Here is a 17,012-nt window from a genome sequence, read left to right as displayed (position 1 = left end):
ATACCCCATCCCTAACTTTTATCTTATTGATGAAAAGGCGTGGATTTCCAACTTTTTCTATCTGTACCATACTCTCGGTTCTTTTAAAACCCGTATTTACCTATCAAAGGCACGAAAATAACTCCCCCTCTTTTCTCTTTGTGTATATTGCCTTCGCTATCTTTTCTAATTCTGATAAGCTCCTGGACATATTCCCCTACAGGAATTACCATTATTCCTCCGGGTTTCAATTGCTCCAGTAGAGGTTCAGGGATGTCAGGAGCTGCGCATGTTACAACTATCCTGTCATAAGGAGCATAGCTGGAATAGCCCACAGATCCGTCTTCAAGCAGTACGGTAACGTTTTCGTAGCCAGCTTTTTTCAGGTTCTCCCTTGCAAAATTCACAAGGGGCTCTATGCGCTCAACAGTGTATACATGCCCCTTCCTCCCTACAAGTTCCCCCATTACTGCTGCATGATATCCTGACCCCGCCCCTATTTCCAGGACCTTTAGTCCTTCCGAAAGCTCAAGGAGATCACACATAATAGCAACCATATGAGGGGCAGAGATAGTTTGCCCGAAGCCGATATTCAGAGGCGTATCAATGTAAGCCCCCTTTTTCGCATATTCCGGGACAAATATATGCCTTGGGACCTTGAGCATGGCTTTGAGGACTTTTCTTCCTGTTCCATGGATCTCAAGCCCTCTTATGAGGTGCTCTCGCATCTCTTCGAGTTTATGCAGTTCTTCCTGGTCTTCGTCCTGTTTTCTTACTCCCTTTTTTTCGATGTGGTTTTCTTTACCACGGTCCTCTTCTGCTCCCACCCTGAATTGATCCTTCTCTTTTCTTTTTGGCAAATATACGTTTTACATATTTTGCAAGTACAACGTCGTCTCTCCTTGACCTGAACAGCCCGTCTCTGACCTTGATTTTGGTGATGAAAATCCTGGTGTTTCCAACTTTCTCCTCTGCTCCCACTACAAATTCATAGTCTCCGGGAACGCGTTTTTCCATTACTTCCGTTTTTTCAGTTCCTTGCTGTACGGAGAATTTTACAGTTATCTCATCAATTGCCCTTCCCCACACTGTCTCTATTTCTTCTGCAATGCCTGCATTGACACGTTTCCCTCCTGCTTCAAGGGAGGTGATCAGGATAGGGCATACCATTCCCGTCTCTTCATCGTCAACAATCAGCTCGTCATCCACCTCAAGAACAGTCTCGGAATCCAGATCGGTTTTGAAGGTATTTGAGGTATCCATCTTGCTGACAATGACTCTCACGCTGATGTTTTTCGGGGTTTTAATCTTTGCAGGATGCACCTGGCCGCACTTCATACAACGGACAAGCGGGCTCTGTCCTTCTTTCAGAACTTCATGTCCAACTTCCTCTTGCGGGGAACAGGAGGGGCACTCAATATCAATTTCTCTTATCATAGTCTAATCAGTAGATGGATTCAAAATACTAAATACTTAACTTCTCCGGTGATGTTTTCTCCTGAAGGTATCTTGCAGGAGAAGTTCGGACATAAAAAAGCCCCATTAAAAATAAATTCGAGATAAAGATAAAAGAGTAAAAAAGCAAATGGCTCCTGAATTTAAACCCTGAGCCTGGAACATTGTTATCCTATTACTATCCATTATCCTGGAAATTACTATCCATTATCCTGGAAATCAGCCCATCTCTAGCTTCATGGTTATTATTCCGGATTCAAGGTTTTTCCAGCCCGGTTAATGATTTTTTTTGTATTTGCCTTACACAGGTGGGCTCAAGAGGCGCTCGGCGCGTGGGAAAGAAGGCTTGAAATGCCAGTAGTGTGTGATTCCTCAGGCGAACATGAGTGGCATTCGATATTGATCTGCTGTGTCATGGCAGGTATGTTTTCCAATTCTCTCTATTCTACTTAGTTGTTTCATAAAACTTTTTATATCACCATTCGGAATACTGATTCCTCTATCCTCCCGTCCTGTCTGATATCAAAAGTTTTATTATAATGAAATGCGTAGTCTTACATCTCATAATTGAGACGCATCTCAAAATTAAGGCAATAAGGGTGCCGACAGTGCCGGACATTGAATACCTGAAGAAACTTGCCCTCAGAGGGGCAGTAAACAAAAATGTTAAGGTCTCTTCGAGTGAGTTTCACAAGCATACGGGGGACAGCTCTAAAACCGCAGCAAGAAAGCTAAAACAGATGGAAGAAGAGCGGTTAATTGAAAGAAAGATAGTCCCCGGTGGCCAGTTGATAAAAATGACCGAAAAAGGGATTGAAATCCTAAAGAACGAATACGTTGAATACAACAGGATCTTTTCCTCAGAGCCTGATACCCTGGAACTTGAAGGAAATGTGCTTAAAGGTCTTGGTGAAGGTCAGTACTATATAAACATCCCCGGATACAGGAAGCAATTTGAAGAAAAACTGCATTTTGTACCTTTCCCGGGTACTCTGAACGTGCAGCTTTCTGAAAACAGCTCGGCTCTTCGAAACAGGCTGCTAGAAATGCCCGCAGTCCGGATAGAAGGTTTTAATGATGGAGAACGCACTTTCGGAGGCGGGAATTGTTATCCTCTCAAAGTAGAGGGCATAGAAGCTGCTGTGGTCGTTCCTGACAGGACGCACTACCCATCGGATTTAATTGAGATTATTGCACCGGTAAAACTCAGGGATGCCCTGAAATTGAAAGACGGAGATAGAATTGTGACACGGGTAAAAAAGCAGGGTATGGAGGGACAGGAATGAGCGAGAGTACAGTATGCGAATGCCTGAAGTATAGTAATGAGAACATCAACAGGGCACTGGAAGCCCTGCGTGACGGAAAAATGATTCAGATCTATGACTCGGACTCCAGGGAAGGAGAAACAGATCTTGTGATCCCTGCAAAGGCTGTCACTTACACGGACGTTAAGTGGATGCGGAAAGACGCAGGAGGGCTTATCTGTGTGGCAGTAGATCCTGTGGCATCAAAACAGCTCAGGCTGCCTTTTATGGCAGATATTGTCCGGGAAGCCAGTAAAACAAGTGAATCCCTCGGAGAAGTTGTTGAAAAAGATGGGGACCTTAAGTACGATTCACATTCCTCTTTTTCCATCTGGGTCAACCACAGGGATACAAGAACAGGAATCCCTGATCTTGAAAGAGCCCTTACAATCAGAAAAATCGGGGAAATCACGGAAAACTCCCTCTCCGGAAACGGAGTCCGGTTTGGAAACGAGTTCCGGACTCCCGGGCATGTGGCTCTCCTCCGGGCTGCCGAAGGGCTTCTCGATGAACGCATGGGCCAGACAGAGCTTTCAGTTGCCCTCGCCAGAATGGCAGGAATTACCCCTGCAATGGTTGTCTGCGAGATGCTGGATGATGAAAATGGGAAAGCCCTTTCAAAAGAAAAATCAAAAGAATATGGCAAAGATCACGGGCTTGTCTTCCTCGAAGGGCAGGAAATAGTTGAAGCCTATATGTTGTGGACAGGCTCAGGGTGCTAAAACACCTTTTCTTTTCCACTTTGATTTCTTTTCCACTTTGATTTCTTTTCCACTTTTAATTTCTTTTCCACTTTTAATTTCTTTTCCACTTTTAATTTCTTTTCCACTTTCTATTTCTTTTTTACATTTTTCTGGTTTGCTAGTTCGGGACAGCAGAATATTATAATATAAAACGTAAGTTACTATCTAACAACAGCGTCTTCCGGCTATACTAAACCTTTTGTTTCTGTCGTTCCGTATTCCTGTGTTTTGCAGTTCACATATGGGGGTGCCATCTGGTGATACATAGGTTCAAAAAAGTTCAGCAAGTTCTTGTTCTTGTACTTTTCCTGAACCTTGCCGTAGCTTTTGCTAAAATCATTTACGGGACATTAACCGGCACCTTAAGCATGACTGCGGACGGATATCATTCCCTTTTTGACGGGGTATCCAATATTGTGGGTCTTGTGGGAATTTTTATTGCATCCCGCCCTCCTGACAGGGAACATCCTTACGGCCACCAGAAGTACGAAACAGTTGCTTCGATTTTTATAGCTGTCTTGCTTCTGTTTGTCGGGTTTGAGATCTTCCAAAATGCTCTGGATCGTTTTCTTGTACGGAGCACTCCCGGGGTAACAGCCCTGAGCTTTATCATTATGCTCGGGACAATGGGTGTGAACTACCTGGTCACTCGCTATGAACATGGGCAAGGGGTAGCCTTGAGGAGCTCGGTACTGATTGCGGACTCCATGCACACTAAAAGTGATATCTATGTCTCTTTCTCGGTTATTGTAAGTCTGGTTGCGATACGGTCAGGTTTTCCCCTGCTTGACCCTATAATAGCCCTTCTGATTTCTTTCCTTATCTTCAGGGCCGGGTTCAGGATTATGAAAGAGAGTTCAAAGGTTCTGCTTGACATGTCCCGGCTTGAAGAAGAAGAGATCTGCAACCTTGTTTTAGGAATTGAGGGGGTACTCGGCTGCCACAAAATCCGGACTCGTGGAGGCATGGGCGATATCCGGATAGATATGCATGTGCTTGTGCGGTCTGACCTGCCTCTTGAAGATGCACACTTTATCGCTCACAGGGTAAGCAAAATGCTGAAGGTTGAGTACAAAGACGTTACTGATGTGGTTGTACACCTTGAACCTGCCTTACCCCAAGAATCAAATAGCAAAAAAACCAGTTAAGATGCATGGCTGGAAACGTTTTCGGGCAGATGTTTCAAATCACGACCTGGGGAGAGTCCCACGGCAGGGCTGTAGGTGTCGTGGTTGATGGGCTGCCTGCAGGTCTTCCTTTCTCCGAAGCCGACATCCAGAAAGAACTGGACAGAAGGCGCCCGGGGCAGAGTGAGGTTTCCACTCCCAGAAGCGAAGCTGACAGGGTGGAGATACTTTCAGGAATTTTCGAAGGCATGAGCACAGGCACTCCCATCTCCATGCTGGTCTGGAATTCTGATGCCAGGTCTTCTTCTTATGATGCTATTAAAGACACTCCCCGCCCCGGGCATGCCGATTTTACGTACATGGCCCGTTACGGAATGAGGGACCACCGCGGGGGAGGTAGGTCTTCTGCACGGGAAACAATAGGCAGGGTTGCAGGCGGGGCTCTTGCAAAACTTTTGCTTTCCCATTACGGAATCCGGATAGCCGGGCATGTGCTGGAACTTGGCGGAATCCGGGCAAAACCCCTGTCTTTCGAAGAAATCCTTGAAAACGTGGAAAAAACCCCTGTGCGTTGTGCCGACCTTGAAGCTGCTGAAAATATGCTTGAAAAAGTTGCAGCCCTGCGGCAGGAAGGAGATAGCGTCGGCGGAATTGTCGAGGTTATTGCAAAAGGCGTGCCTGCAGGTCTCGGAGAACCGGTATTTGACAGGCTGGATGCAGATCTTGCAAAGGCTCTTGTGAGCATCCCTGCAGTCAAAGGCTTTGAAATCGGAGCCGGGTTTGAGGCTGCCCGTATGCGCGGAAGTGAAATGAACGATTCCTTCCGCATGGAAGACGGAAAAATTACCTGTTCGAGCAACAACGCAGGCGGCATCCTCGGAGGAATCTCATCGGGCCTGGACATCGTCTGCCGTGCAGCAGTAAAGCCCACTCCTTCCATAAGTAAACTTCAGCAAACCGTTGACCTCTCAACTAATGAAAATGCCGAAATTGCAATCAAAGGGCGTCACGATCCCACGATTCCTCCGCGCATGGTGCCGGTTGCCGAAGCCATGGTTGCCCTTGTGCTTGCCGACCATATGCTGAGGAGTGGTTTTATTAATCCCAGGACCCTGCTGGAATAAAGGTAATACAGTGAGTGCGGCCTCTCTCCCCCAAAATCCACTCCAATTTATATACACTCTCCGCCGCAAATCACTTCTTTTTTATCTTTAATTTTCAATCCTTAATACCGACGATCCGACATGTAGTTACCTGGATTTCAGATTTTGGTTTGAATATCGACGTAAATACCCGAAGACTGGGGACCATTCTTTTTTATCCGCGGAAAACAGCTGTGGCAGCTATTACCTTATAAGTTTTCTGACCAGAGTCTCAAACTATCATAACTTAGAGGGTCGATTACATACTTGAAAATTGTGTGAAGCCTGTCAGTTTGATGATCTGGCTAGAAAACTTATATAGGGTCTGTTAAAAGTCAATTATGGAGTTCAAAAGTACTTTCCAGCTTCGCCTGAACTCCACGTTCCAGAGGCATGATTGTGCCAGGTTTGAGGGTCTCAAGGCTTGCCTGGTCATGCCTTCCGGGAAACGTTACTTAAATTTTTTAGTTTTCTCTGAATTTACCTGCTTCAGTTAAAATGTGAGGGATTTTACTTGAAAATAAGGGCACTGATAGTCTTCTTACTGGTGTTTTCGCTGATCTCAGGATCAGGCTGCATTGACAGCAGCAGCGGGCTGGTCAATGAGACCGGGCCGGAAGAAATGACAGATAACCTGGAAGGATCATTAAATGATACCGTAGGACCGGAAGAAGTAATAGATGATCAGGACAGTTCATTTAATAATGCCGCAGAAGCTGCTCCTGAAGAAACCTTCTCCGAAAAGAGCAATACCCTTGAAAAGCAAAGCTCCTTTTCCGGATATTACAGTAAAGAAAATCTGCAGTTCGAGCCTGAAGTTCCTGCTTATTCTCTGCCCCTAAAGGCTTCCGAAATTGCAAATTATAACGATTTCACTCAGAAAATTCCCCTTACAAACGAAAGCAGGAATTTGCTGTACAAAAACGGATTTGTTGTACTCGCAGGTGAAGATTCCGAAAATCAATTGATAACAGGGAAAACACTGGTAAATGAAACTTATCGAGACCTGAAAATAGCTGATGTTCCTATCTTCATTACGTCGGATTCTCTTCTTCACCTTTATCACATCCAGTTTGATGAGACGCTAAAAAGGGTAGAATCTGAGGAATTTTACTCCGAGCTCTGGAAACTTGACAAAGCTCTTCTTGAAGCCTCCATATATGATTATAACAGCGCATCAGGGGGGAAAAAGGAAGCTGCAAGAAGAAATGTTGCATACTTTACGGTCGCTTTGAGCCTGCTCCAGCCAGAAGAGAATCAGATAAAGTCTCAGTTTAAGGTTCCTGAATTTGTAAAAGATGATGTTGAAGCCGAGCTTGCTCTTATAGAAGCTCATAAAGGCTTTGAAGCCTCTCCTATTTTCAAGTACAACGAAGATTATTCTCAGTATGTGCCCAGAGGACACTACACTAACTCGGAAATCCTGGAGAAATATTTCAAGACCATGATGTGGCACGGTCGAATAAGTATGTTCCTTCAGTCGGACATGATTACTGAAGAAGAATCAACGGCAGAAGAATTAGCTGCAGAGTACCAGGAAAATGAAGAAAGAATTCAGACTATGCAGGCCTTTTTAATTTCTGACAATTTTGATAGGGACAAAAACATTCGGGAAAGCTGGGACAGAATTTATTACGTGACGGCTTTCTATGTAGGTTTTTCCGATGACCTGGGGCCATATGAATATGCAACAGCTCTGGATACTGTTTTTGGGAATGATAGATCCGGAGTGAGTTTTGACAACGAAAGCCTTGCAGAACTGATTACCGAGCTGGATAAATATGAAAGCCCCAAAATCTACGGCGGAACCGGGAAACTAATTCCGGCAGGCCCTGAAACTGAAAACGAAACCTTTGAGGCCGCAAAAGGTTTCAGGTTCATGGGTCAGCGCTACATTCCTGACTCCTATATTCTCCAGAAGCTCAATCCTCCAGCCCTGAACATCATGAGCCTCCTCGGTTCTGAAAGGGCCAGAGAACACCTGAAAAATATGGGTGTTTCTGAAAATGAAGCCTACAAAAACCGCTACCGGTCTCTCGAAAAAGAATTTGGGGCTTTTGATGAGGAGGACTGGAATAAAAACCTCTACTGGGCTCAACTATATGCTTTAAAGCCTCTCCTTGTAAGCTATCCCGAAGGGTATCCCACCTTCATGCAAAATAAAGCCTGGGAAGATAAACAGCTTAATGCAGCCCTTGCTTCCTGGACCGAGCTCAGGCATGATACTATCCTCTATGCAAAGCAGGAGTACTTTACAGGTCCTCCTCCCCCGAAAGAAAAACGTGTTCAGGGATATGTGGAACCAGTTCCAGAATTTTATGCAAGGATGCTTGCCCTTACTAAAATGGCACACAGCGGGCTGGCGGAAATGGAAGTTCTTGATGAACAGTCAGATGAAGATTTCACAACTCTTGAAAACACTCTTGAAATACTGCTGAAAATCTCTATTAAAGAGCTTGAAAACAAAGAACTGACAGATGCAGAGTACAAATTCATCAGGAATTTCGGACAAAACATAGCTCCAATGCTTGAGAATGTGGATATAAAGTCTCAGATGTCCACTCTGGTTGCGGATGTTTACACATCTCCTGCTGGAGTTCTGGAAGAAGGGACCGGAAAACTGGACCTGATAGTTGTAGCCTATAAGCAGCCAGATGGCAGGATAGTACTCGGGGCAGGTCCTGTAATGAGTTATTATGAGTTCTGGCAGCCTCCGGGAAAACGATTGACTGATGAAGAGTGGAGATATATGGTGGCAAATAATCCTCCTGAAAGGCCGGAATGGGTTGATTCCTTCAGGGGATAAAAGATGCTATCCTGAATAGCTTATCTTTTTCTTCATTTTTTTTCTTGTTAAGAATACGCGTTGATAATACAAACAAAAGCGAGGAATCTCTCCTGAAGTGTGCAATTATGAAGCATAATTTTCAGAAGGAACGCCTTCGCATATATACAGAACAACAAAAATTGTTATTTTGCTACTTTACAAAGGAGTGATAAGGTGAGTCTATTTAATAAAATAATGGCAGTAGTTTTAATTTTCTTTTTTTTTATGATGTTTCTTATTATAGCACCACTGGCGTTCACGACAATCGAACCACTTTATACGATCACGAATTATGATGAACACCCACATAACGCAACCATCAGAATTACTGGATACAACGGAGAGTATTTTGAAGAAACAAATTATCAGCTCAATTCAGGACAAACTGTAAGTGTAGAAAAACCAAAAAAGCTTTTACTAAAATGGTCAAACCCATTTAAGGATGGGTACTTGTACTTCGCATCCGGGGATTATCATTACCATATTGTATCTGAAAATATGTCAGCAACCTATTATTCAACTCCACACCTTACAAACACTGTAATCTTTGAACTAATCAATGAAAGTGGAGAATTCAACGTGTTCATTACAGAAATGACGTAAAAAAGGAAAAATTGAAAAATGGGGGTCAGACTCACATAAAACCTATTTTGAAGTAGTTTATTCCTGTTTTTTGTAAGCTTCTTTTTTGTAAGCTTCTTTTTTGTAAGCTTCTTTTTTGCAAGCTTCTTTTTTGCAAGCTTTTCAGTAATTTTAAGACTAGTCCCGCCACTAATGCTCAACTTCCAAATGCTATATCGTTATCCAGAAAGTATTTTCCTACCGGGCTGCGGATTCTCAAACTGATGTAATCTGTCCGAGCATCCTTCTGCTCAGGCGGAGATTGAAGTGTCATAGTAATATAGTAATAAAATCTTCAGTCCACCATTCGGATGAATACATGACTTCCTCTTCTCTTTTCACAGGTCATTGTTTGAAATGGCAGAATATTAATATTACTTTATTAATATGACCTCTCAAGTTTCAATTAGATTAACTTTAAGTAAAATTGGTTCTGATTTATATTCAGTCTTCAGATTATGATTTTTACTTCCTAATTATCGTTAATTTGTAAATCTCATTTCCCTCCGACTTCCATTAAATCTCTGACTTCCATTAATATAAACCATTAATCTCTGATTGCCATGACAAATGCACCAAGACTTATCGCATGGGAACTTACTGCGGGCTGCAATCTGAACTGCGTGCACTGCAGGGGGTCTTCCACTTCCTCGGTTCCTGAAGGTGAGCTTACAACTGAAGAAGCTAAGCATTTCATTGACGAAGTTGTAGAGCTTGGAAAGCCCATCCTCATCCTTAGCGGAGGCGAACCTCTCACCAGAGCGGATGTCTTCGAGATCGCACGTTACGGGACTGATGCGGGTCTCAGAGTAGTACTCGCAACAAACGGCACTCTGCTGACCCCTGAGGTTGTGGATAAATTAAGAGATGCCGGGGTGCAGAGGCTCAGCATAAGTATCGACGGAGCGATTGCAAAGACCCATGATGAGTTCCGTGGCATGCCGGGAGCCTTTGATAGAACTCTTGCAGGCATCGAAGTCCTCAGGAAAGCAGATTTTCCTTTCCAGATCAATACAGCGATTTCAAGGCGCAACCTTGAGGAGATCCCGAGAACCTTTGAGCTTGCAAAAGAGCTCGGGGCAGTTGCGTACCATGTCTTTTTCCTTGTACCCACAGGCAGGGGGGAAGAATCCGATGAGGTTTCCCCTGCGGACTACGAGCGTGTTCTGCACTGGTTCTATGACATGCAAAAAGAATCGGAAATCCAGCTGAAAGCGACCTGCGCCCCCCACTATTTCAGGATAATGCGCCAGAGGGCAAAAAAAGAAGGCATCGAAATCTCCGTAAAGACCCACGGTTACGAAGCCATGACAAAAGGCTGCCTCGGAGGTACGGGATTTTGCTTTGTCTCAAGCGTCGGAGAAGTTTACCCTTGCGGTTATCTCCCCGTACTTGCTGGAAATATCAGGGAACAGTCTTTCAGGGACGTCTGGGAAAACTCCGAGGTTTTCAGGAAACTGAGAGATCCCGAAGAGCTTAAAGGAAAGTGCGGGATCTGTGAATACAAAAAAGTCTGCGCAGGCTGCAGGGCAAGAGCCTATGCTGCTACAGGCGACTATCTCGAAGAAGAGCCTTACTGTATCTACAAGCCTGGGAAAAAATGATAGTGATCCAGATGATTGACATTGATAATTTAAAAGATCAGCTCAAGAAAGAGGCAGCCGATTTTTCCTGTGATATGGATCCTTATGACAGGGAAGTTCCGGTAATAGAACTTGACGAAACCGATAAGAAAATCCTCAACCTGGTCCAGCAGGAAGTCCCCCTCGAAGTCGAACCTTTTGCAAGGTTAGGCGAGATTCTCGGGCTTCCGGAAACTGAAGTCATTGAAAGGCTGCGTGAACTCAACATGAAAGGGGCAGTAAGAAGGGTAGGCCCTATCCTCAGCATGAGAAATATGGGGGGTGTAAGTACTCTTGTAGCCCTGAAAGTGCCTGAGTCCCGCATAGAGGAAGTTGCTATTTTTATTAACGAGTATCCTGAAGTTTCCCATAATTATCTCAGAAGTGCTGCACAATATAATCTCTGGTTTACGCTTTCTGCTCCTAATAAAAACAGGCTTGAGAGGATTCTCAGCGAAATTCGGGAGAAAACAGGCTGTCCTCTTCTTGATCTTCCTACAAAGCACCTGTTTAAGATCCAGGTAAAGTTTGATATCAGGTGAAAAAAATGGATAAAACGGATGTAAAACTGCTAAAACTCGTGCAGGACGGAATTCCGATTACACACTCTCCCTTCAGGGGATTTGCTGCCGAACTTGGAATCAGTGAACAGGAGGTTGTTGACAGGCTTAAAAGCCTCCAGAAAGCCGGGAAGATCCGTCGCTTTGCGGCTTCAATCGGGCACAGAGCCATAGGAATAACAGCCAATGCAATGTGTGTCTGGAATGTCCCGGATGAGCAGATCGAAACGGTAGGGAATATCATGGCTGAATTTCCCGAAGTTACGCACTGTTATGAACGCCCCCGTTATCCTGACTGGCAGTACAACCTGTTTACAATGGTCCATTCCTATACTCCCGAGGACTGCGAAAAAGTAGCTGAAAGGATTTCGGAAGCTACCGGAGTTAAGGATTATACCCTTTTCTTCAGTGACAGGGAGTTCAAGAAAACAGGAGTCAGGCTTTAAGGGCTGACTAATTAATTCATCTTATATATCGAGGTCCCTGAAAATGGCTGGAACAAATAATTTTCTCCCCCTAATGCTTGACCTTTCAGGCAGGAAAATCGTGATTTTCGGAGGCGGCTCTGTTGGGGAGCGCAAGGCTGAGCTTTTCTGCGGCTGTGCGGATACTATCGTTGTCAGCCTGGAATTTTCCGAAAGGCTGCAGGAACTTGAAGCATCAGGGCAGGTAAGGCTGCTCCGGCTTGACCTTACGGCGGCAGCGGATTCCGAGCTAAGGGAAATCATTTCAGGGGCTTTTCTTGTTATTCCTGCAACCAGCAGTTCCGAACTTAACCGGAAAATCACTGATATTGCAGGGGAAAGCGATATTTTGATTAATCAGGTGGATGCTTTAGGTAATGTTGTAATCCCCTCAGTCATAAAAAGAGGAGACCTTGTAATAGGGATCTCCACCCTTGGGCACAGTCCGGCGGTCTCGAAATACACCCGCAGGCAGATCGAAGGCGTGATAACTCCTGCATATTCCGATATGATCCGGCTTCAGGACGAACTGAGGACTTACCTCAAACTGAACGTAAAGGAGCAGAGGAAAAGGAAAGCTCTTCTCTGGAAAGTCCTTGAAAGCGAGAGTGTCTGGAATGGATTTTCCGAATCATATGAAAAGGCAGCAGAAATCGCATATGCAATAATCTCAGAGAATTTCGGAAATTCCGACCTGTTAAATCAGGCTGGAGGTCCATAGGCACATGCAGAGTATATTGAAAGGAAAGGGCTACTCTGCGAAAGGAAACGTTCTGTGAACGAAGAAATGTTCTGTGAATGAAAATGCTTTAAATAATTACCATTTATATAGAAACCCTTTAGTGAAAAATGGTCGATGATTCTTTAATTACCCTTTAAATAGAAACCCTTAAGTAAAAAATGGCAGAGGATTTCTGAACAAAGTTTAATTTATAACTTCTTATATTATTCATTTTATTTCCTTATTCATTCTATCCGGAGGCTCTCTGTGACAGAAATCTCAAGTATGGTTATATCCCATAAAAAAGCGAAGGTTGAGGAAATGGAGTCCGCCTGGCACGGAGATCTGGACGGGCTGCTCCATAACCTGTACAACCGTGAGTATGTGTACGAGTGCGTCGTCTTAAAAACCTGCAACCGTGTTGAAATCTACGTAGTTTCCCCCAAAAGCAGCAGTATACTTTTCTCTTTTGCAAAGGAAATGGGAGCTTCCACCCACATCATCGACTTTTACGGGCACGACGAGTCTCTGGAACACCTGCTCAGGCTTTCAGGGGGGCTCGAGTCAATGATTGTAGGAGAAGACCAGATCCTGGGGCAGATAAAGGATCTCTATGCCTATTCCAAGAAAGCCGGGACAACTGGAAAAATCCTTGATACGGCTTTTGAAAAGGCTATCCAGGTAGGCAAGAAGATCCGGAACGAGACCCTGATCAATAAGGGTTCGGTTTCCATAGGTTCTGCAGCTGTAGACCTTGCTGAAGATATCTTCGGGGGGCTCACCGGAAAATCCGTGCTTGTAATCGGAGCCGGGGAAATAGGAGTCCTGGTTGCAAAGGCTCTTGCCGAAAAGGATATCGAAGCTATTTACATTGCAAATCGCACGTTCAAGAAAGCCGAAGAAATCGCCTACGAGCTAGGAGGGCACGCGGTCAAGCTTGATGATATCAGGTCCTATCTCCCGGGTGCGGATGTCGTGATCAGCGGCACTGGAGCTCCCCACTATATCCTTACGCGGGAGATTATTGAAAAAGCCTTGAAGGACAGGGACAGAAAACTCCTTCTTATCGATATCGCAAATCCCAGGGATATTGAGGAATCCGTCGCGGAGCTTGAAAATGTTGAGCTCTGCAATATCGATAACCTGAGGGTCATCAGTGAAAGGACCCTGAAGATGCGAAAAGAAGAAGCAAAAAAGGCTGAAGCCATTATCCAGGACGAAATCCGGCTTTTAAATCTTCAGTACAAACGCCAGAAAGCTGACCGTTTGATTTCCGAGCTTTACCGGCAGGTCTATGATGTCCGCGTAAGGGAACGGGAAAAAGCAGTCAACCGGCTCAGTGCCTATCATACTATAGGGGAGATCGAAACCGAGGTGCTTGATGATCTCACTCATTCAATTGTCAACAAGATCCTGGCCGAGCCTACCAAAGTCCTCCGCCAGGCTGCAGAACTCGGAAACGAAGAGTTTCTTGATGTGGTTTCAAAGGTCTTCTGCCTCGATAAAGACAGGGTGAAGGTTGAAAACGTGAAACCCGGCTGCACAAAAGAACAGGCACAGGTTAAAGAGCAATATGCTGTAAAAGATTAAGGCCGAAACGTAAAGGAAAGCAGAAGCAATTACAGACAGAAATAATCTCCAAATTAAAGCAATTCACAGGTAAAGCAGTTAATATTTCTTAACGAATTCACAGGTAAAACAATTCATATTTCAGGAGTGATCACATGTTTCCAGAAGTCAGGTTAAGAAGGTTGAGGACGGGAAAAATCAGGGACCTTGTGCGGGAGACTACCTTATCCGCAAACGACCTGGTCATGCCTATTTTTGTAAACGAGAATATCGATTCCCCAGTTGAGATTTCCTCCATGCCCGGAATATACAATCTTCCTCTCTCAGAAGTTGCAAAAGAGGCAAAAGAGATTGCAGAGCTTGGGATTCCTGCAGTGATCCTTTTTGGAGTGCCTGCATTCAAGGACGCAGAGGGCAGCTCTTCCTGCGGGGAAACTGACGTCATTCAGGAAGCTGTCAGAAGAATCAAAGCCGAACTCGGAGATAAACTTGTGGTGATCACGGATATCTGCATGTGTGAGTATACCAGCCACGGGCACTGCGGGATAATCGACTTTGAAACTAAAGAAGTCCTTAACGATCCTACTCTTGAAGTCCTCGGGAGAATTGCTATCAGCCATGCAAAAGCCGGAGCTGATATGGTAGCTCCTTCGGGAATGATGGACGGAATGGTAGACGCAATCCGGCAGGCCCTTGACTTCAGCGGCTTTGAGAATATTCCCATTATGTCCTATGCCGCAAAATACCATTCTTCTTTCTACGGACCTTTCAGGGAAGCTGCTGAATCGGGTTATTCCTTTGGGGACCGCTCGACTTACCAGATGGACCCTGCAAACAGTGACGAGGCTCTCAGGGAAGTAACCCTTGATGTGGCAGAAGGGGCAGATATCCTGATGGTAAAGCCTGCGCTTCCTTACCTGGATATCATATACAGAGTCAAGAGCGAGTTCGGTATGCCAACAGCCGCATACAACGTAAGCGGGGAGTATTCCATGATCAAGGCAGCTGCAGCCAATGGATGGATTGATGAGAAAAAAGCCATGTACGAGTCCCTTATTTCGATCAAAAGGGCAGGGGCGGATTTCATCATTACTTACTTTGCAAAGGATGCTGCCAGGATGCTGAAGTAACTGCTTTCTTTTCAGGCATTCCTGTTTTTAGGAGGTTTCAGTCAGGGCTTTCTTTCCCGCCTCCTTTTCTTACCTTTTGTTTTTAAGCCTGTCTTTTGCCTGTATGCTATCATCAATGGTTGCTTCCATCAATAACTGCTTAATAGGTGAAGGCTCTGTTATAAAGATAATAAGGAGCACAGAAAAGAGCATTAGCTTAATCCAGAAGCTCACTTCTGAAAGCCCACTTGAAAAATAAAGCCTGCTTTGCTTAAAGATTATCTTTAAGTCAGGAGTTCATTTCAGTCCTGAAATTGGCCTTTATTTAAGGTCTTTTTAACTCAAAACTCCCTTTAATTTACTCAATTTAATCCAGTCCCTTTAATTTACTCAAATTAATCCAGTCCCTTTAATTTACTCAATTTAATCTATTTACAGTCCTTTATTGAACATTTAAGTCCATCCGGTGAGATTTCCATGACGTTTGAGGTAACACTTGATAAGTCCAGACAGATGTATGAGAAAGCAAAGACCCTCATCCCTGGTGGGGTTAGCAGTCCGGTGCGCGCAATCAAACCCTATCCTTTCTATACCGCTTCTGCGGACGGTTCGAAGATAAGGGACCTTGACGGAAACGAATATATTGACTACTGCCTTGCCTACGGTCCTGCTATCCTCGGGCACAACCATCCGGTAATAAAGGAGGCAATAAAAACTCAGCTCGATAAAGGCTGGCTCTACGGAACTCCCACCGAGCTTGAGGTAACCCTCGCAGAAAAGGTTGCAGGCTATTATCCCAGCATTGATATGCTCCGTTTCGTTTCTACCGGTACGGAAGCCACCATGAGTGCCCTTCGCCTTGCCCGCGGCTTTACACGCCGAAATAAATTCATCAAGATTGAAGGCGGGTTTCACGGCGCCCATGATGCGGTGCTCGTAAAGGCCGGTTCAGGGGCTACTACCCTCGGAGAACCCGATTCCCTCGGCATTCCTGCAGATTTCACCAAACATACCCTGCAGGCTCCCTATAACGATATTGAAACAATGACCGAGCTTGTGGAAAAGAATAGGGACGATCTTGCAGCAGTGATCATAGAGCCTGTAATGGGGAATATAGGCCCTGTTCTCCCGTTACCCGGATATCTGGAAGAACTCAGAAAGCTCACGCTGGAAAATGATGTACTTCTCATTTTCGATGAGGTTATTACCGGGTTCAGGCTTGCAATGGGCGGGGCGCAGGAATACTTCGGGGTCGTGCCTGACATGACTACCCTCGGAAAGATCGTAGGTGGGGGCCTGCCAATAGGGGTCTTTGGCGGCCGCCGGGAAATTATGGAAATGATCGCACCTTCCGGGCCTGTCTATCAGGCAGGGACCTTCAGCGGAAGCCCCTGCTCGGTGGCAGCTGGCATTGCAATGCTTGATTACCTGAAAGAGGAAAATATTCATGCAAAGCTGAATTCAACCGGAGATTACATGCGCACTGTGCTCTCGGAAATCGTTGAGGACGAAGGACTTGACTATAATGTGTGCGGAATTGCTTCCATGTTCAAGATTTTCTTCGGGGCAGAGCCTCATAATTACCAGGAGGTCCTGAAGTGTGACAAGGATGGCTACTTTGCATTCTTCCACAGGATGCTTGCAAGCGGGGTTTTCCTGCCTCCGTCCCAGTTTGAGACTAACTTCATATCTGCAGCCCACAGCGAAGAAGACCTTGAAAAGACCCTTGAAGCTTATATGGAAAATCTCTGAAGATTTTATCTTTTAAA

At 44.9% G+C, this 17,012-nt stretch carries 15 protein-coding genes; 13 read left to right on the top strand and 2 right to left on the bottom strand.

The window, feature by feature from the left end:
* Positions 1–83: 83 nt before the first annotated feature.
* A complete protein-coding gene (locus tag EO98_RS04105; RefSeq protein ID WP_048141559.1) occupies positions 84–839 on the bottom strand; it encodes a protein-L-isoaspartate O-methyltransferase in 756 nt (251 codons plus the stop codon).
* A complete protein-coding gene (locus EO98_RS04100; RefSeq protein WP_048134404.1) occupies positions 781–1,416 on the bottom strand; it encodes an HVO_0476 family zinc finger protein in 636 nt (211 codons plus the stop codon). The genes EO98_RS04105 and EO98_RS04100 overlap by 59 nt, the downstream gene beginning before the upstream one ends.
* Before the next feature lie 626 nt (positions 1,417–2,042).
* On the opposite strand from EO98_RS04100, the gene EO98_RS04095 reads away from it, so the two are divergent.
* The 13 genes from EO98_RS04095 to hemL all read left to right on the top strand — a co-directional run bounded on the left by EO98_RS04095 (position 2,043) and on the right by hemL (position 16,995).
* Positions 2,043–2,720, top strand: coding sequence for a winged helix-turn-helix domain-containing protein/riboflavin kinase (locus tag EO98_RS04095; RefSeq protein ID WP_048134406.1), 678 nt, complete (start codon positions 2,043–2,045; stop codon positions 2,718–2,720).
* Positions 2,717–3,460, top strand: a complete 744-nt coding sequence (gene ribB, locus EO98_RS04090; protein WP_048141558.1) for a 3,4-dihydroxy-2-butanone-4-phosphate synthase — start codon at positions 2,717–2,719, stop codon at positions 3,458–3,460. The genes EO98_RS04095 and ribB overlap by 4 nt, the downstream gene beginning before the upstream one ends.
* A 278-nt stretch (positions 3,461–3,738) precedes the next feature.
* Positions 3,739–4,629: a cation diffusion facilitator family transporter gene (locus EO98_RS04085; RefSeq protein ID WP_200895219.1), complete on the top strand. Its 891-nt coding sequence runs from the start codon at positions 3,739–3,741 to the stop codon at positions 4,627–4,629.
* A gap of 5 nt (positions 4,630–4,634) precedes the next feature.
* Positions 4,635–5,732, top strand: a complete 1,098-nt coding sequence (aroC, locus tag EO98_RS04080) for a chorismate synthase (protein WP_048141554.1) — start codon at positions 4,635–4,637, stop codon at positions 5,730–5,732.
* Positions 5,733–6,372: 640 nt separating this feature from the next.
* Positions 6,373–8,556 (top strand): DUF3160 domain-containing protein, encoded by a 2,184-nt coding sequence (locus EO98_RS04075; RefSeq protein WP_048141591.1) that lies wholly within the window; start codon positions 6,373–6,375, stop codon positions 8,554–8,556.
* Positions 8,557–8,772: 216 nt separating this feature from the next.
* On the top strand, positions 8,773–9,180 hold the full coding sequence (locus EO98_RS04070) for a hypothetical protein (protein ID WP_235283671.1): 408 nt from the start codon (positions 8,773–8,775) through the stop codon (positions 9,178–9,180).
* A gap of 572 nt (positions 9,181–9,752) precedes the next feature.
* Positions 9,753–10,802 carry a heme b synthase gene (ahbD, locus tag EO98_RS04065; protein WP_048141552.1) on the top strand — a complete coding sequence of 350 codons (1,050 nt, stop codon included), beginning with the start codon at positions 9,753–9,755 and terminating at the stop codon, positions 10,800–10,802.
* Positions 10,799–11,362, top strand: coding sequence for a siroheme decarboxylase subunit alpha (gene ahbA / locus EO98_RS04060; protein ID WP_048134414.1), 564 nt, complete (start codon positions 10,799–10,801; stop codon positions 11,360–11,362). Before ahbD ends, ahbA begins: the two co-directional genes overlap by 4 nt.
* A gap of 5 nt (positions 11,363–11,367) precedes the next feature.
* Complete coding sequence (gene ahbB / locus EO98_RS04055; RefSeq protein ID WP_048134415.1) at positions 11,368–11,826, top strand: siroheme decarboxylase subunit beta; 459 nt, start codon at positions 11,368–11,370, stop codon at positions 11,824–11,826.
* A gap of 43 nt (positions 11,827–11,869) precedes the next feature.
* On the top strand, positions 11,870–12,565 hold the full coding sequence (locus EO98_RS04050; RefSeq protein WP_048141549.1) for a bifunctional precorrin-2 dehydrogenase/sirohydrochlorin ferrochelatase: 696 nt from the start codon (positions 11,870–11,872) through the stop codon (positions 12,563–12,565).
* A 267-nt stretch (positions 12,566–12,832) separates the two neighbouring features.
* On the top strand, positions 12,833–14,155 hold the full coding sequence (hemA, locus tag EO98_RS04045) for a glutamyl-tRNA reductase (RefSeq protein ID WP_048141547.1): 1,323 nt from the start codon (positions 12,833–12,835) through the stop codon (positions 14,153–14,155).
* Between the two features lie 134 nt (positions 14,156–14,289).
* Positions 14,290–15,264: a porphobilinogen synthase gene (gene hemB / locus EO98_RS04040; protein ID WP_048134422.1), complete on the top strand. Its 975-nt coding sequence runs from the start codon at positions 14,290–14,292 to the stop codon at positions 15,262–15,264.
* 456 nt (positions 15,265–15,720) lie between these two features.
* On the top strand, positions 15,721–16,995 hold the full coding sequence (gene hemL / locus EO98_RS04035; RefSeq protein ID WP_048141543.1) for a glutamate-1-semialdehyde 2,1-aminomutase: 1,275 nt from the start codon (positions 15,721–15,723) through the stop codon (positions 16,993–16,995).
* Positions 16,996–17,012: the final 17 nt, after the last annotated feature.

The sequence above is a fragment of the Methanosarcina sp. 2.H.T.1A.6 genome (genome assembly GCF_000979455.1).
In the GTDB taxonomy this organism is placed as follows: Archaea; Halobacteriota; Methanosarcinia; order Methanosarcinales; family Methanosarcinaceae; genus Methanosarcina.
Note: the sequence above shows the minus strand (reverse complement) of the source record. Positions and strands in the feature narration are given on the sequence as shown.

Coding starts and splice junctions, on each gene's coding strand:
- EO98_RS04075 (WP_048141591.1), top strand. CDS start 6,373: ATGACAGATAACCTGGAAGGATCATTAAATGATACCGTAGGACCGGAA.
- ahbA (WP_048134414.1), top strand. CDS start 10,799: ATGATAGTGATCCAGATGATTGACATTGATAATTTAAAAGATCAGCTC.
- ahbB (WP_048134415.1), top strand. CDS start 11,368: ATGGATAAAACGGATGTAAAACTGCTAAAACTCGTGCAGGACGGAATT.
- EO98_RS04100 (WP_048134404.1), bottom strand. CDS start 1,416: ATGATAAGAGAAATTGATATTGAGTGCCCCTCCTGTTCCCCGCAAGAG.
- EO98_RS04070 (WP_235283671.1), top strand. CDS start 8,773: ATGGCAGTAGTTTTAATTTTCTTTTTTTTTATGATGTTTCTTATTATA.
- hemB (WP_048134422.1), top strand. CDS start 14,290: ATGTTTCCAGAAGTCAGGTTAAGAAGGTTGAGGACGGGAAAAATCAGG.
- EO98_RS04050 (WP_048141549.1), top strand. CDS start 11,870: ATGGCTGGAACAAATAATTTTCTCCCCCTAATGCTTGACCTTTCAGGC.
- hemL (WP_048141543.1), top strand. CDS start 15,721: ATGACGTTTGAGGTAACACTTGATAAGTCCAGACAGATGTATGAGAAA.
- aroC (WP_048141554.1), top strand. CDS start 4,635: ATGGCTGGAAACGTTTTCGGGCAGATGTTTCAAATCACGACCTGGGGA.
- ribB (WP_048141558.1), top strand. CDS start 2,717: ATGAGCGAGAGTACAGTATGCGAATGCCTGAAGTATAGTAATGAGAAC.